Raw genomic sequence first — 16,667 nt, forward strand, 5'->3', positions numbered from 1 at the left:
GAACTCTCCTCAAAAACGATTGGACATTAAAGTACGATATTGGAGATTAGATTGAAGCAAGTTATAGAAATAAAGTTAATATATGATGATTATAAGTTGAATGTACAACCCACTGTCAATTTGAATACCAATAGGATCAGCACCAGCGTTCTTGTAATTAGGGAAAAGTAGTTTGTTACAACAAGTTTAAGAGTTATAGATTTTATTAAGAAGTTTATAAATAAGATTTGATACTAATGAATTTTAGTTGAATGGGAACAATAAAAAAGAGCTTAGAAACCATAATCTATAAGGGTTCTAAGCTCTTATTTTTTGTTATAGTAAACATCAAGTTACTAGTAGTTTATTACCGATTTTAGGAAGTGTACAAATTACAATTTCCGTATTACTCCCTCTTTAATTCCAGTCATATAATCTCCATACATATTCCTTGCAAAAAGCTCGTTTTGTACTCCTAATTCCCATTTTTCGGTTGTAGCAGCTGCAAGATAACTAAACATATCTTTAACATGTAATTCACTAATCTTTTTATCATAATTTTCATAATTACTAAAGGAACTTATATACCTACAATATATTTCAAACAAGTGAGTTTCATCAAAATAAGTATCTCCTATGACACTGTAAATATGATCATTTCCAAAAAGGAACTCTGTCATTTTCGATATTAGGTCAAACTGATGCCTCTTTAGTTCAAACCATTCTGCATCAAGGTGCTTAGGTTTTTCTGGTTCCGATTTATCATAACGAAATGCAGATGCAAGTTTAGAAATGTAGCTCCCTGTTATCACCACTAGCATATCTGCTAATTGTAATCCAACAAACTCCTTAGAATCCTGGTCTACCATTATATCGCCAAATCCAATACTTTCAAATGGCTTAGAAGGTATTCCCTGATCAAGAATTAGTGTGGATTGCTCAGGTTGCCATATACCGTTTAACTTATTCTCGCTTAACCATAAATCAACATCAGAGCTTACCTTTTCCCAGTCAAATGATACTTTTTCAAATACTAAATCATTAGCTAATTTTTTTCCATTCCCAATGTCCTTTATCATTTTTTTGTAATATGCTATTTGGTTCCTCATTCTAGAGATATTTTTATGTTTTGCCACAAACTCTTTCAAATCTTTTTGAATAGAGTATAGTATTTCATTGATTGTTTTTTCTGGATCAAAAAGATTTCTAATAACCTCTTCAGATGCTTCTAATTCACAATATTTTGTGAGACTGTATTTAAACAAAATAGCAGAATCGATAAATCTTTTAGCTTCTAGTTGGAGAATCCATTGTGTAAGTCTACCATCAATGACCATTGACATTTTATTTACTGAAAATAGTAAGTTAGAGATATTCACATCTAGCAGCATGTTAAATAAATTTAGATAAAAACTACTATTTACTTCTTTCATACTTGCAACACCAAAATTGAAGTTTCCTTTTAGAATATCAATTCCTTTTAGCTCTTTCTCAACCTTATTCTTTTGTCCTTTTCTATAGTTTTCAACTAGTTCCAGATATTTTTTGTTAACATTTTCTAGGGAATCTTCCGGAATATAAAGTACATCAGCTACATAAGAACGCATTAAATCATCACCGAGATTTATTCTTCTATCGTCACGGTATGTATTTGGAATTCTGATTGTTTCTTGTGGTCCTTTTTCATCAATAAAGACTTGTCCCATTGTTAATCATCCTCTCTTCTACTTTGGCCAGTTAATTTTTACTTCTTCTCTAATGCATTGTGAATGGATAAATAGTGTACACTAAAAGTACTATTTAACGTATTTTCTTAATGTTAGTATCTATAAATATATTATATATGCGATATATGTGTTCTGTATGGAGTTACTGTAAATTTTTTGGGAAGTTTTCACAAAAGTAATCTATATAAAGAATGCCTTAACTCTAATTTTTATGATTATGCTTATAGCTTTAAAAAAGATAAAACCCCTTCTGTAATTTTATAATCATTTTCTAATTTGTATAAGTTTTACGACCCGATGATAGTATAAAATGAAATGCTATCATTTTTATTTTTGAACAACTGGAACCCATAGTTCACTACTAGGTTTTCGATACAAGAAAGGATTCTGGTGCAAAGATTGCATTTATTTGAAAGAGGTATATAGATTCCTAATGGAATCTATTCTTATGCAGCCATTCCGAATAGTTGATGAATAAACTTCATTTCATTTTGGACAGACTTGTCCCGTAACTTAAGTTGGCCTTTTTTAATGATATGCATCGCTTCTATTCCTGAAAGAATAGATGTAGCTGTACGAAAAGACTTCAATCCTAACATTGAACATACTCTCTTTTTAATAAAACGATGATCTTGCTCTACAATGTTATTCAGGTATTTTACCTGCCTTATTTGGATGCCTACAGGCATCTTTTTCTCTTTCTTCAACTCTTCAATCGCTATAGGATAGTTTTTTGTCTACTGTAATCACACGGGGCTTTGAAGCATGAAAAATAATTACATCTATAAATTTAAATTTTCAGATTTCAAACTCTCTCTTTTTATTTACTTTTCCGCCATATATTACAGAATTTTTATGATATTAAAATCCAGGTGTTATAAGCAACTATTGACTCTTATATATACATACCTATTATCATATTCCTTGTAACTGGAAGATTGTTCATTAATCTGTATATAGCACTTTCATCAGACCGAACTGTTCGGTCTGAAATAATTATAGGATGTGTATAAAATATGAAATTTCAAGTTGTTTTATTTGATGGGTTTGATTTAATGGATGCACTGGCTCCTTATGATGTCTTTCACGTTGCAGCAGCTCTTTCTCCAGAAGAAGTAACAGTGGAGTTAGTAACTGTCGAAGGGAAAAGATTAGTTAAAAGTGGAGTAAATGGCGTAAGAATCGAAGCCACAGGCATACTCGATCCAACCGCTGAAGGTGTAATTTTAATTCCAGGTAGTGCTGGCGATTCCTACGATGATGGACCAAATTCAGTTGTAAATAGGTTAAAAAAAGCTTCTGAGACGGAGTTGAAAACCTTGCTACACCAAGCAGCACACAACCCTAATATTACTTTAAATACAGTATGTGTAGGTGCTAACCTTTTAGGCATTATTGGACTACTAAATGTTCGATATGCTAGTACACATTTTATGGGGATGGGTGCTTTACCTAAAATGGGAGCTACACCAGTGCATGCTCGTATCGTAGATGATGGAGATTTAGTATCTAGCGGTGGTGTTACTTCAGGGATAGATCTTGCTATTTATACAATTGAACAAAAACTAGGACCAAAAATTGCACACGCTGTCGAGAAAATGATTGAATTTGAACGTAGAGGTACAGTTTGGACAAATAAAGGTAAAGAGCCTATGGCTTTTTAAATAAATATTTTTACATTAGAGGTATCACCAACATTTTAGAGATTTATCATATTTTCGAATAAAAAATCTAACAATTATACTCAGGAAACCTAATAAGATGAAAGTAAACTATCATCTTATTGTATGATTACTGGCTAAGTAGTTTAGAGTTTCACGTCCTATGTTCAAAAAGTTTAGAGTTTCATGTCCCGTTATTAAGACAAGAAAGTACCTACAAAATTTATGATAATAGCTATTTATCAACGATTGTTCATGAGATTTTAGTTTAGACTTTTATGTCTTTCTACAGCTTTATATGATATTTGTAGTCTAAGTTGGTATAATTATATAAACAAGGTTAATAATAAATGAAGAGGTGTTGTTGAATGGCTTTTGTAGCAATTGATGGCGAAAACACTGTTTACGCGGACGAAATTGCAAAACTTCCAAATCAGAACAAAATTTATACTTGCAAAAATTCAGACTGCTCAGCTGATATGAAAATAGCAGCTATTGATAGCGAATCTAGACGCCCTTACTTTACAACTAACGGGACTAAAAATCCTCACATACCTGGATGTTTATATGGAAACTCTAAAGATAGTATTAATGCACGTTACGATGAATCTAATTTTAATTTAGATAGATTTATGGATACCCTTTTTGCGAAAGAAAACGTTAAGTCATCTAATACTAAAGCAAATAGCTCTTCAGTAAATAATAAAAATTCCTCTTCAGAGAAACCAATAAGGACTTTAAGCCAATTGTATTATTTTGTGAAACAGCACAATCCTGATTATAGATTGGATGGTGTACCCTTATTTAAAATTTTATCGGACAGACGGACAAAATCTGTAAATTTCTTTTCTGGACATAATAGATTTTATAGTAATGTTATGGCGGAAGTTACATTTCATAGATATGACACCATAAAGAAACTCATCGTAGTGAATCCGCAGTTCAATCCAAAACTAAAATTTGATTTGTATTTTGAAGATGAAGAAACTTTTAAATCGATAAGAGACAAAATATATTGTGATAAACAAAAGCCATTTGTTGTTTTCGCTGAATGGAAAGGAAATTTATGTAAAATAAATAGTAGGAAACAAATAGTGTTTCCTACCATTATTGAATAACATTAGTAGTATGTAGCTGTCAGCACCAATAATTTATTATTATTGGTGCTGAGTTGTCTAATTATATTACAATATCGTGGTATCAGTTGAAACTTATGTTAATAGTATCAGATGTTGCAGAAAGAGATGAAAATAGCTATTAAATTAATTTAAATTAGGAAAGATAGAAATGATAAATAAAAAGTTCAATACTTATTTAGCACTATTGTTCTTATTTAGATTTCTATCAATTATATATCCCCACTTCTTACAAAAGTTCTCTCTAGCTCTTATGTCCTTATTACTACCTAAAACTAAAATATATTGCTCATACTCTGCTATAAGTGCTTCAGTAAACAGTTTAACATCATATTTTATTACTCCAGGAGTACTTACATCATCAATTAAGCAATTGTTATAATAGGTAAGTACAGTATTCCCCTTAGTTTGTGCTTGATGTAATATTCCACATCTTACATTGCTATAAAATGTGCCTGCCTTAGTTTTATTAAATGATTGTCTGAACTGTCCACTATCATTTCCATTAAAATATTGGCTATTTGCTAAAAACTCTTTGAACTTCTTCCGACTTTCTCCTTCAAAATTATCCAATCCGTCATAGAATTGTTGTAAAGTTTCTATTAATAGACAATTTAATGCCATAATACTAAATGCTTTACTTAAGCTACTATCACCTTCACATTCTTGTTTTAATTGCATTATTGTATCTAGAAACCTTCCATGAATTCTATCTTGAAAAATCTTAATAGCTTGTTCCCAATCAGAGGAATTACTGTTTGGTTTTAGCCTTTTAAACAGTTCTTGATAATCACTTAATATATACTTCGGTGAAATATAAATTGCTTCATTATACATTATTAACACATCCTACAAATAAATTTTACTTATAATACTCTTAGAATCTATACCGTCCGAAGTGTGTATGTTAGTATAGTAATCATTTCTATATATTTTGTAAAACTTACAAGTAACAAGAGTGTTTCTGTAGGTCCCTTTTTCAAGTCATTTGGATGACTTACCTCATTACGGATTAAGCGTATGTAATCATAAAAGACTCTTCTTGAAGATTGTTCCATACATTTTTTTACATCTGAATCATGATTTTTTATTCCATCGTAGAATGTTTGGAATGTAGTATATTTATGTGAAATTTTCCAATCTGAGTCTACTTTTGTACTAAACTCAATATCTAAGGAACTTGTGATTGACAATGTACCGTTAGGCTGTAGAGTTGCTAGTTTATTCTTTAAATATGTTTTAAAACTATCTATTAAATCTATTACTAATTTTTCAGCTGTTAATCCTATCATAATTGTTGCTGCATGATGACAATTAGCATTAAAGCATCTTACTGCCTCTGTTATGTATGATTTTACCCAGTAATCGATATTAGGAATTTTACGAATCCCTTCTAAATAACCATCTATATCATAAGGTAATATTTCTTTTTCTGCTATACATTCCAGACCATGAGATGTTATATGGAAATAAGGTAGGGATTCGCTTTCTCCATATGCCCCTGGTGAAATTATATTTTGATTTAAAAGGAGCCAAAACGTTTCATAAAGGGCTTCAATTTCATCTGGTAAAAAGTTTGTATTACTATTTGTATGTAATCTTCTCCCTGTTGCTCCCCACGCCTGCATAGGTACATTTACTTTTCTTTCAATAAGTTGGTGTTTAATTGCTAGAAGTTCAGTGATTCTAAATAAATCAGATTGGCTGCCACTATATCTATAGTTATAAAATAAGTCTTTCTCTACAGGCAGGTCAGTTTTTTCGTAAGCTAGTGCCTCAAGCATTAGGTCCCTTATAAGGAGTGTACTTAAAGGTCTATTGTATTCGCTCATATATATCCTCCTAAAAAATCACGATATTTCTATCTATTATATCTTATTATTAAGAGCTTTAAGTAAAATTATTACAAAATTAAAAAGATATATTACTTTTACGCTGTCATATAATAATAAAGGATTGTCTGTCTCCTTCATTACTCGTATGGGAATTTGTTTAAGTTTAAAAATAAAAGCCCCCCTATAAATAGGAGGACTTTTATCTTGCATATAAGTGAATACGATTTTATGTTTTTAAAAATGACTGTCGTCTGTTATACCCCTATAACATTGACTGATCAGAGCATGCTCTGACTTTATTATTATACTAACGTATATAACGGCAATCAATATTATGGTAATAGGCAGATTTACCCTGCTCCCCCTTCGCTTTTAATACCTTTAATATCATAAAAATAATATCTAAAAATATATAGTTTTATATTTTAATTAACATATACTTATACAAGTGATTTAGCCCTTTTTAAGAGTTGAAATTACTTTTTATATAAGGAGTGGTTTAAATGAAGAATAAATTTACGCGTATGATCATGTTAATAGTGGTAATGGCTTTATCAGTTACAGCACTCGCAACATGTGGAGATAATCGTGATCCTAAAGAAGTTGCTACAGCATATTTTGAAGATGCAAAAGAAGGAAATGTATAAGATTTTGGAGAGTTATTCACTCCTGAAGCAAAGAAAATCGTTGCTTTTGTGGGCGGAAATACAGAACTAATGAAATCAGTTAGCAAAGATCTTAAAAGTTATAAAATTAGAAAAGTTGAAGAGAAAAATGAAATTGCTACAGTAACTGTTGATGCTGTATATAAAGGTAATCCTAAAAAAGTAATCGTAATTGAACTAGAGAAAACGGATGATGGTTGGAAAATTAGTAAATCATAAAAAAACGGTCTAGAATTCTAGGCCGTTTTTTAGTACCCTCAATCTTCTTCTTCGAAATCACGTAGACTAGCAAGCAATTCTGTAAATGTTGAGCAAACAGGATATATCGCTTCCTCTATGTCTTCTTCCTCATGATCCCAGAATACGATTCTTGGTGAATCAGTGTTGTTTCGATAATCAAAGCATAGAAGATTGCCGAATGAATCTCTAGCAAAAGGATATATTTTGTCAGGTAATCTATCTTTCGTATTATTATATGTTTCTAGAATTGAATATTTTCTATCAGAATCTAAGGTTAAAAGATTATTAAGTGAATTTTCATCTTGATTTGGAATATTAAATGTATCTGGCGTTGGATATCCACCATCATATTTTTGTACACACTCAATAAAATCATTAGGAAATTTAATATTTAAGTATTGTTCTAATTGTTTAATTTGGTCATCTGTTACTCTTTTTTCATTTACATTAATCCATGTAATGTGACTCATGGCTAAGTACCTCCCTATTTATCGCTATCTTTTCCCCAAATTTTATATCCACCTGTATGACCAGTATCATGATGAGTCTGATAATCTACAAGTTGCATCCTTCCAGTGTCTTGATGATGATGCCATGTATAATGCTCTGGAGTTTTTCCTATTTTAAATAATTGAATTTCTTCATCCGTAAATTTTAAAGCTAATTCAGGATTTTCCATTATTTGTTCATATAATGCCTTACTACACTTTCTAGACTGTGTAGTTCTAGACTTTTTGAAATCTGCCTCTTTTAATATTACCTCGCCTTTTGATTCAAAAATAGGAAATCCTTCAGCATCATACGGAATACCTGTAATAGGGTGCTTATCTCCTGCTAAGTCTCCTTTCCGCAAACGAATCGTTTTTGGTCCATTCGCACCCTCATAAGTATACGTAGCTGCTTTCTGTAAATATTGTTGTGTACTACCGACACCTGCATATGAAAGATGATTACCAGCTTTAAATTCATAGTTATTTAATATGTGTAATGCATTTCTGTATGCCGGAGAATTAATCACAAGTGATTTCCCTTTAGTAAACCCTGTAATAGCAGCTACCTTTCCAGCTTGTCCTACTTTATCTAGACCTTTGCTACCAACAAAGCCTGTGAGTAGCGTAGTGACTGCGTAAGCTGCATAATGTTCTCTGTTTTCTAGATCTCCATTCCAAAAATTATTCATAAATGTATCTGATACAGTGTTCCATGCAGCAGGAATAGTCTCCCTATAGTTTACAATCGCATCTCGCATATTTAACCAGGTTTCTTTATCTCCTAAAGCTACGAATCCTTCCCATGCATCTACAACACCATCTATAAAACCAGTAGAAATACCAGTCCATGCAGCATTTAAATCCTTTGCATTCAAAAATGACTCTTCTGATTTTGGAGGAAGTTTTCCACACATGGCTCCTTCTTGAATATCAGAGTCAACTAGATTTTTACCATATAACTCATCGGCTTCTCTGAACTTAACAGCTGCACGTTCTAATTCTACTGCAATTTTCTCTAATTCTTGCAAAATGTTAAACATCATTGGCTTTGCTTCATTAAACATCTGATAGAAACGATCACTGCTTGCTCCGCTCCACTGAGAAGCTATATATTCAGTTTGAGAGTATAAATCTTTATGTATATATTCTAATGATGATCTCGTATTTTTTACGTTTTTAGCAGCTTGTTCTAATTGTTCCGGTGTTACCTTTATTTGTGTGCTCATTCCATCCCTTCTTTGCATATATATTATGAAAATTATACCATATCATTATTTCATTAATGGTTATCATTTAAAAATATCCCTTCCTAAAAGTGAAAGTATGTCCCATCATAAAACCTGTTTAATAACAATAAAGTTGTCGAGGATACAAATTTCTTTATCTTACTTCAGATCTTAAAGAATATTGCGAAAAATTCGGATAGAAAAAGATTGGAGTTGTATATGGACCTAGTGGAGGTTACATAACTTTGTTTAAAAAGTCAACGGCTCTATAATTAAAGCGCCACTTGTTTAACAAACAGGTGCTTTAGTTGAACAAGATTAAACAACTATATTATTGAACTTTGAGTTTAATGAATAGAAATTAAACAATTTTAAAGAGCCTTACTACAATAAAATGTAGCAAAGCTCTTGTATTTATGTAAATGTGTAAATATTTTTTTGGATAAGGGCTATTAATTATTTGAGTAACTTCATTAGAAAAGATAAAAGTTACAACAATAGTTGCAACTTTTATCTGAAATATTAATCTTCCTTGATCTCTTCCCAACACTCATCACATACTTTATCCGTAGGGGAATTCAATGTTTTTCCACATTTCATACATTTCCCTACATGATTAGGATGCTCGCAATATAGGCAAGTACCTATTTCAAATCCGTTATCTTCTGATAGATTGATGCTGTATTTATTACATTGTTCACAAGGAAAAGATGCTATGTCGTCTTCTTCTATTTCAGGCATATAATTCTCCATAAAATAGCAAATCTCAGTTTCAATTTCTTCGAGGTCGTCAATATCAAGCTCTGCCTCATTGTCTGGCATATATGTTCCTTGATCATCATCAAAGTATGAACTCCCGTTTGTAAACGTGATTTTAAAGGTGGTTTGCGGAGTGTTGTTATAAAATAATATAAAGTTCACTGTACTTACACCACATTCAGAACTATCAATTGCTACTTCTGTTGCCATGTGTAGTGTACAATTAAAGTAATTATTGGTGATTTCGAACGATTTTTCATTATTTAATAAACTTTGTTCTTTACATTCTACCTCGATATCACTACGGTAATATAACATTTCTTGTAAATTGCCAAACGTTTCAGAGACTATCACTTTAAACTTTTCTAGGATTTCATCTTCTTCTAGGATTTCTACTGCTGCTTCTTCACGTATTATTCTACGATAATGAAGTTCTGCTTCATTATCGCTAATCATTTGCATAACCTCTTGTTCTTCTAGTCTTTCAAGATATTGTTCCATTTCCGAATCTAAATGGTTATTGAATTTTTTTTCGGCTTCTGTAATAATTTCTAATAACTCTTCCATGATTTTTTTGTATTTTTTAAACAGCTTTATATCTATTAATTTGTTATGAGCTACGTGATTTCTATTCTCACAAAACCCTTTCCACTTGCCTATAAATCTATCTAAATCACAAGGAAACCATGGTTCAAAGAATTCTTTACCAAAGTCCTTATCTACTTCCAGTGTATCCTCTAAAATACCTGTTAAATTTTTTTTATGCATATCAAATTTTTGCCCATTTAATAAATCGCTCATAATATATTGGAATTTTCGAATGTCCAGGTTGTCTGTATTTGGAGAAGCGAATAAATTAACTTCTTTTACTTTATGTGTTTTAAAGGTCAAAATACTTATTAAATCTCCGGTATCTATAGACATTAAACTTGTATGTATATTTTTGAAACTATGTGAACGCCTTTTAAATTGTTCATCTCTTTCTTTATATCCTTGTACTAGCTTGGTAGGCATATATGTTTCCCACCAATTTCCACCTAAATTATAGAATAGAATTGTATTAATTAATCTTCTTAATGCGTTTTCTACTTTATGAACCTCGCCGTATAATATATCTGAAAACCTTTCAGCTTGTATATCTTGTAGCCACAGACATTCTTCCCATTCAACTAGCATTAAATCTTTTAACTGGATTTTCAAATTATGTAGATTCGGATCTAGATGAGTCCAATAATCTCCAGATATTTCTACCTTTAATTGTGAAATTGTATTTGATCTGATATAGGTGAATGAGATAATAAATTCATTTATATTATCTATCACAATTGCACATTTTCTAGTTTTAGTATTGCCCGAATAAAAATTAAAATCATTTGTCCTCAAATCTTTTTTGATGTTTTCTAAAAGTTTTTTCGTATAAATTTCGAAATCAAAATCTGATCCTGAATTCTTTAGATTAATCATTACGAACTGTACTAATTCGCTCATCACGTAGTCCCCCAATAAATTTTTAAAAATAACATGCACTTAATGAAAGAATATAGAAACCTCTCATTCCTCTATCAGTTCTATTTTCTTCATTTGTTGACCGAAAAATAAAAATATGGTATGTTTACTGTAGATTAGATATATATTGAATGCATATACAATATATATTAAGTATAGTACTTAACTGAATTGCATAAACTAAAAAAGACGAGATGCTGTCAACATCCCGTCTCATAACTGCTACTGTCAAGGTGGTTGTTATTATGCATTATCTTTTTCTTTTAGGCCCACGCTTGTACTTTGGTCGGTGAAGCGCGGGTTTTTTGTTGTCTTTTTTTTCGAATTGCTTTCTCAGTGCGTATGCTGAAAGCTCACGCACAACTGCTCTTGCAATTTCTTTTAAAAGTTCAAACAAAAATTCCATGTTATATCACCCCCTTTCCTTCCGAATGGAAAGAAGGGATAATAACAAGCCCACCTTCACACGATATACAGTTATACTTCTATTTTACCATACTTCTACACTCTAAAATAGAAAATTTGTCCAATGTCAGTCTGTCCATAATTTTTTAGTTTAGGAGTCTTATAAGATTTTAGTTTACTATAATTTAAATATGTATACTGTATTTCTTGATTTCTTCATAATTAACCTTAGTTTTATGCTCTATTTTTTGATAATATAAATTTGAAATAAAGTTTGTACTTTTTTTGATGTATTACGCGATGCATGATTACCCAAACTCTTTAGCATACTCATAGGTCTACCAAGTTCCAAATGAAGTCTTTGTATTTATAATCCTTGTATCATTACCTCTCATATCTTTCTTTAAACTTTTTCCTCTTAAATAAAATGCCCTTAAAATTATTCGTTATCCTTTCGTCTATTTTCTGTATTTTGTATATCAACCCTTTTTTTGTAATTACGGCGAATTTTTTTTGGTGCGCACCCGAAAATCGACCTCTCAAATTCGTTCGTAAACGACATTAGCACTTAGGGTAATACAATTAGACTTGATAGATGCAAAGTTTATTAAAAACAAAAATAGACCCCTTATAACATTTTTTGTTTTTTCGGGGATCTATTCTCTCTAGAATTTCTATTCTTCTATGTCTTCTTTTACTTCTGCAGATAAAATGTCTTCAGCAAACTTCTTGTAGCCATTATACCCTTTCTTTGCAGCCTTTTTCTTTATTGCTTCTACTACCTTTTCATCAAGATAGAGACTTAAATGCTGCTTTTTTTCTTTCAATTCCTCTTTTGATCTGTTTTCAATTCTTTCTTTGAAAATTTCCAAATCCTTTTTTAAGTACAATCGTTCAGTAGATTTCCCTTTAGCAATCTCTTTAAAGGGCAATATCCCGTCTTTAGCTGCATTATGAACGTAAGTCTTAGACTTATTTAGAAATTCAGCTGCTTCTTTTAATGTTAAAGAGTCTTTGTATAATTCCTCTAACTTTTCTACATCTTCTTGCTCAAAGCGATATCCGCCATCTGCTTTCCAGGTAGACAGATTGATAGGTTCGATCTGTTTATACTTAATTAAATAGCCTAATTGATTTTTTGTTAAACCTACCCTATCGCATACCTCTTCTAAAGATAAATAATCCATTTCTCACCTCATCCGAAACTTTCATTCTAGCTGTTGTTTAAATTTTCTTAGTTGATACTTTGTTAAACCTGTTTCTTTTACTACATCTGTGATTGAGTACTCCTTATACTGCAGATACTTAAATGGATTCTCCATATAACGTTCTCGTACCTTATTAAATGTACTCTTTTTCGATAAAGAATTCAATTGCTCTCCTTTCTCTCGGATGGAATCGAAAATGGGACAACCTTTACAATGTTTGTAGTTTCTCTGTTTTGCCTGTTCTTGCTCATCTGTACAATTCACTGATAGGTTGTTCAGAGGGCAAATTGAACAATGGGTATCTTCTAAATTATGGATTTCATGTAAAATTTTCAGACGAAGACTAGTCAAAAAAATCTCCTCCTACCGTATTTGGATTGAAATGTACAAAAAAAAGAATTAAACATTTCCATTATACATCATCTAAACAGAAACGTTAAATATTAAGGTAAAAGTATATATTTTATCATTTCAATCTATACCACAATAAATAACCTGTTTATTGTGGTATAATTAGAATCATAAAATTTATATAAAAAATATATGTTTACTATTTCATTCTATTAAAGGTTGTGTGTAAATTTGAATATTATAAATTACAAAAGTAATGACCAACTTGTTAAATCAAAATCAGATTTTTTTGATAGCAGTCATTTTGAAAAAATTATGGGTATGGGTATTCGAAACATTGATTACTCCAAATTAAGTGAAGAATCATTGGTTTACTTATTTTTACATGATGAGCCTTCTTTAACGAAAAAAAGAAGTGAACGTACAAAAAAGATATATCTGCATGATCTGTCTCATTTGCTTCGGTACATAAAAGAAAAAATAGGAACCATTCATGAGTTATCCCATAATGAGATGGAAATCTATTTCTATGAGCTAAGTAAGAAGTATGCTGCCACTACATTACGTCGAAAGAAAACAGTGGTTCAGCAGTTTTTAAAATATGTTTATGATAACGATGGACTCTCAGACGACTTTAGTAGTCGTCTCAAAAAAGTATCTGTAAAAAAAGAAGAGCTAGTCAACCGTGACCTGTTTCCGGAAGAAGTGAATGAAATTCTAGATACACTGAAGAAAACAAATTTCTTTATGTATTCCTTGTTTTTCCTCCTTACGACTACTGGACTCCGGATTGAGGAAGTTGCAAACTCAAAATGGGCTGACCTTGCATTTCATCCTTCTTTAAATGTCTATCTCCTACGTGTAGTTGGAAAAGGAAATAAAACTAGAGAAGTCCGTATATTTGAGGATGTACTCGATGATATTTGTCATCTTCGCCAATTGCGTAAACAAACAAGTGAATTGGACGCCTCTAGCATATCTGCTTTTCTACCTAAAGCGGATGGCTCTCACTATAGGGCCGACTACTTATCAAAATATGTAGCAGAAAAAATTGTAGAAATAAACTTACCATTTCTACGTTATCGAAAAGATAGAATTACTCCCCATACCTGCAGGCACTTCTTTGCAAATCATTTGATGGGAAAAGGTGTCGAGCTTAAGAAAATACGTGACTATTTAGGACATGAATCTATTATGACGACGGAACGTTATTTAAGGGAACGTACAAGACGTCAAAACTTGGCAACAATAGATATAGGAAATTCTTTATTTTAGTAAACATATATAATAGGAAGATTCTCGATTTGACGTATCGATTTCTTCCTATTTTTTTGTTCATAGAACTCTAAATCTTTCTCTTTCATCATAACATTTTGACTAGTTATTACGAGTAAATTAAAAAAATGACTTATTATAAGTCATAAGGGTACATTTTACCTTTTCTGTTTTACACTAACCTTATAAATCAGAAAGGAAAAGGTGATGATATGTCTCATCTAAGCAAACGACTTGCTGAATTGCGAAAAAAACAAGGATACACCCAATCCGATATATCACATCGCCTAAATATTGCCCGCACTACTTATGCCAATTGGGAATATGGGAAAGCTGATCCTGATGCAGATTCGATAATGCGGATTGCAGAGCTGCACAATATCTCCATTGATGAATTGTTTGGAAGAAATAATCCTCTAGAAAGTAAATTAGAATCCATTAAAGTAGCACTTGCAGATTTACCTGCTGAAAAACAACAAGAAGCGTTAGATATTCTTATCGATTATACATATTTCATTAAAAAACACTTTACCAAATGAAATTAACCAAATGCAAATAACACCTTATGTATTATACGGTAGTAAAGCGACTGTTTGTAGTAGTTGAAATTCTTAAATTTTATACTAAAGTTATGATAAATTTTGGTGAAGTATTAAAAAGACTAAGAAAATCTAGAGATCTTACGCAAGAACAGCTAGCTGAACAATTGAATTTAACTCGAAGCCAGATTAAAAATTGGGAAACCAATCGATACGAGCCTGATATTAATACACTAATTCTTTTAGCGTCTTATTTTAATGTATCGGTAAATATGTTAATTGGTTATCAAACAGATTTTGAAGACGAACCAATTAAGGATTTGATTTCGACAACACAGGCGGTTCTGGTGCGAAAATGTTAGTTAGAAACATAGAGTAGCAATTTCCTCTTCATTTCTATCTTATGAAGCTAAGCCAAACAATTTATGAATAAATTGTTTCTGGTTTTGGACAGACTTATCCGGTAAAACAAGTTGCCCTTTTTTCATCATATGCATGGCTTCAACACCACTCAATATAGAGATTGCTGTTTTAAACGACTTTAATCCTAACATAGAACGAACTCGCCTTTTAATAAACCGGTGGTCTTGTTCCACTATATTATTGAGATATTTAACTTGCCTTAATTGTATGCCTTCAGGCATATGTTTCTCTTCTTTTAACTCTTCAATCGCTACAGGATAGGCAGGGTTCTTATCTACTGTTATCACGCGAGGTTTAGACACATACGAAAAAGCCAAGGCTTTTTTGAAAAAGCGCTTGGCTGCTTGTTTATCTCTTGATTTACTTAGATAAAAATCAATTGTATACCCTTCTGAATCGACTGCACGGTATAAGTACATCCATTGACCTTTTACTTTGATATATGTTTCATCGACTCTCCATGAGTCATTTGTTGATTTAAGATGATGTCGTACTTTCTCTTCTAATTGAGATCCATATTGATGAACCCAGCGCATAATCGTTGTGTGAGCAATTGATAATCCTCTTTCCTCCATCATTTCCACCAGGTTACGGAAGCTCAAATTGTACCGTAGGTACCACCTTACTGTTAATAAGATTAGTTCAGGCTGATAATGCTTCCATTTAAACAAATTTTCCTTTTCCATACTGATCACACACCTTTTTTAGAGTCATACTATCAGTATGTCCAAGATTAGGAGATTACTTGCAAGAGTCTTGGAATTTTTGCACCAGAACCTTCAATTTAACTACCCCTTACTCGATTAATATATAATCCACCAGATTCCATAATATTACTTTTTTTATTTAAATTTATTTAAGTTATTTATAACCATAACAATCTCTATAATTTAGTAGTTATAGAGATTAAGATACTAAACTTTAAAAAATACTCTACATACTATAATTACAAAATAAAAATACGGTATGTTGTTCTTCATAACTAGAATAAAATGGATTTTCATAAGAATAAATGCATTGAATACCACAACAACATAAAAATATAACCTAAAAAGAATGAACAAAAGAGACTATTAATTGTAACTATGTTAAATAAAAAAAGAGTCTGTCCCAAAGTAATACTTTGGGACAGACTCTTTTTTACATAAACATTTTTTACTTATAAAATTATGAATAAAATCCTAATTCAATATGGAAATACCAGGGTATTTTTAAATTCTTGAGATTCACCGACTTTTTGA

Annotated in this window: 14 protein-coding genes and 4 pseudogenes; 7 read left to right on the top strand and 11 right to left on the bottom strand. The window is 31.4% G+C overall.

Annotation, left to right across the window (positions count from 1 at the left end; genetic code table 11):
• Window positions 1–371 precede the first annotated feature (371 nt).
• Together AC0IXC_RS23665 and AC0IXC_RS23670 are read right to left on the bottom strand one after the other, a co-directional pair.
• Window positions 372–1,685 carry a hypothetical protein gene (locus AC0IXC_RS23665; protein ID WP_471653427.1) on the bottom strand — a complete coding sequence of 438 codons (1,314 nt, stop codon included), beginning with the start codon at window positions 1,683–1,685 and terminating at the stop codon, window positions 372–374.
• 467 nt (window positions 1,686–2,152) lie between these two features.
• Window positions 2,153–2,477, bottom strand: a pseudogene (locus tag AC0IXC_RS23670) (DDE-type integrase/transposase/recombinase); the annotation flags it as partial.
• Between the two features lie 245 nt (window positions 2,478–2,722).
• On the opposite strand from AC0IXC_RS23670, the gene AC0IXC_RS23675 reads away from it, so the two are divergent.
• Together AC0IXC_RS23675 and AC0IXC_RS23680 are read left to right on the top strand one after the other, a co-directional pair.
• Entirely contained in the window at window positions 2,723–3,370 is a 648-nt protein-coding gene (locus tag AC0IXC_RS23675; protein WP_471653428.1) for a DJ-1/PfpI family protein, read from the top strand.
• Window positions 3,371–3,735: 365 nt separating this feature from the next.
• Complete coding sequence (locus AC0IXC_RS23680) at window positions 3,736–4,485, top strand: hypothetical protein (protein ID WP_471653429.1); 750 nt, start codon at window positions 3,736–3,738, stop codon at window positions 4,483–4,485.
• 192 nt (window positions 4,486–4,677) lie between these two features.
• Here the strand turns inward: AC0IXC_RS23680 and AC0IXC_RS23685 are convergent, their stop codons facing one another.
• Both AC0IXC_RS23685 and AC0IXC_RS23690 read right to left on the bottom strand, forming a co-directional pair.
• Entirely contained in the window at window positions 4,678–5,340 is a 663-nt protein-coding gene (locus AC0IXC_RS23685) for a hypothetical protein (RefSeq protein ID WP_471653430.1), read from the bottom strand.
• A gap of 47 nt (window positions 5,341–5,387) precedes the next feature.
• On the bottom strand, window positions 5,388–6,335 hold the full coding sequence (locus tag AC0IXC_RS23690) for a hypothetical protein (protein WP_471653431.1): 948 nt from the start codon (window positions 6,333–6,335) through the stop codon (window positions 5,388–5,390).
• Between the two features lie 506 nt (window positions 6,336–6,841).
• Here AC0IXC_RS23690 and AC0IXC_RS23695 point away from each other — a divergent pair.
• Window positions 6,842–7,222 (top strand): annotated as a pseudogene (locus AC0IXC_RS23695) (DUF4878 domain-containing protein).
• A 38-nt stretch (window positions 7,223–7,260) separates the two neighbouring features.
• Here AC0IXC_RS23695 and AC0IXC_RS23700 read toward each other — a convergent pair.
• Both AC0IXC_RS23700 and AC0IXC_RS23705 read right to left on the bottom strand, forming a co-directional pair.
• On the bottom strand, window positions 7,261–7,713 hold the full coding sequence (locus tag AC0IXC_RS23700; protein WP_471653432.1) for an SMI1/KNR4 family protein: 453 nt from the start codon (window positions 7,711–7,713) through the stop codon (window positions 7,261–7,263).
• 14 nt (window positions 7,714–7,727) lie between these two features.
• Entirely contained in the window at window positions 7,728–8,960 is a 1,233-nt protein-coding gene (locus tag AC0IXC_RS23705; protein ID WP_471653433.1) for a WXG100 family type VII secretion target, read from the bottom strand.
• A 131-nt stretch (window positions 8,961–9,091) separates the two neighbouring features.
• Between AC0IXC_RS23705 and AC0IXC_RS23710 the strand changes: the two are divergent.
• Window positions 9,092–9,232, top strand: a pseudogene (locus tag AC0IXC_RS23710) (GNAT family N-acetyltransferase); the annotation flags it as partial.
• A gap of 250 nt (window positions 9,233–9,482) precedes the next feature.
• Here AC0IXC_RS23710 and AC0IXC_RS23715 read toward each other — a convergent pair.
• The 4 genes from AC0IXC_RS23715 to AC0IXC_RS23730 form a co-directional block, all read right to left on the bottom strand.
• On the bottom strand, window positions 9,483–11,207 hold the full coding sequence (locus AC0IXC_RS23715) for a hypothetical protein (protein ID WP_471653434.1): 1,725 nt from the start codon (window positions 11,205–11,207) through the stop codon (window positions 9,483–9,485).
• Window positions 11,208–11,475: 268 nt separating this feature from the next.
• Window positions 11,476–11,631 (bottom strand): hypothetical protein, encoded by a 156-nt coding sequence (locus AC0IXC_RS23720; RefSeq protein WP_471653435.1) that lies wholly within the window; start codon window positions 11,629–11,631, stop codon window positions 11,476–11,478.
• Between the two features lie 673 nt (window positions 11,632–12,304).
• Complete coding sequence (locus AC0IXC_RS23725; RefSeq protein ID WP_471653436.1) at window positions 12,305–12,817, bottom strand: helix-turn-helix domain-containing protein; 513 nt, start codon at window positions 12,815–12,817, stop codon at window positions 12,305–12,307.
• Window positions 12,818–12,838: 21 nt separating this feature from the next.
• A complete protein-coding gene (locus AC0IXC_RS23730; protein ID WP_002169831.1) occupies window positions 12,839–13,189 on the bottom strand; it encodes a zinc-finger domain-containing protein in 351 nt (116 codons plus the stop codon).
• Window positions 13,190–13,420: 231 nt separating this feature from the next.
• Between AC0IXC_RS23730 and AC0IXC_RS23735 the strand changes: the two genes are divergently transcribed.
• The 3 genes and pseudogenes from AC0IXC_RS23735 to AC0IXC_RS23745 all read left to right on the top strand — a co-directional run.
• Window positions 13,421–14,464: a tyrosine-type recombinase/integrase gene (locus AC0IXC_RS23735; RefSeq protein WP_471653437.1), complete on the top strand. Its 1,044-nt coding sequence runs from the start codon at window positions 13,421–13,423 to the stop codon at window positions 14,462–14,464.
• Between the two features lie 212 nt (window positions 14,465–14,676).
• Entirely contained in the window at window positions 14,677–15,003 is a 327-nt protein-coding gene (locus tag AC0IXC_RS23740) for a helix-turn-helix domain-containing protein (protein WP_258127236.1), read from the top strand.
• A 92-nt stretch (window positions 15,004–15,095) separates the two neighbouring features.
• A pseudogene (locus AC0IXC_RS23745) lies at window positions 15,096–15,341 on the top strand (helix-turn-helix domain-containing protein); the annotation flags it as partial.
• A 63-nt stretch (window positions 15,342–15,404) separates the two neighbouring features.
• Here AC0IXC_RS23745 and AC0IXC_RS23750 read toward each other — a convergent pair.
• Complete coding sequence (locus AC0IXC_RS23750; RefSeq protein WP_113769875.1) at window positions 15,405–16,112, bottom strand: IS6 family transposase; 708 nt, start codon at window positions 16,110–16,112, stop codon at window positions 15,405–15,407.
• Between the last annotated feature and the right edge of the window lie 555 nt (window positions 16,113–16,667).

The sequence above is a fragment of the Bacillus sp. AC266 genome (assembly GCF_979253805.1).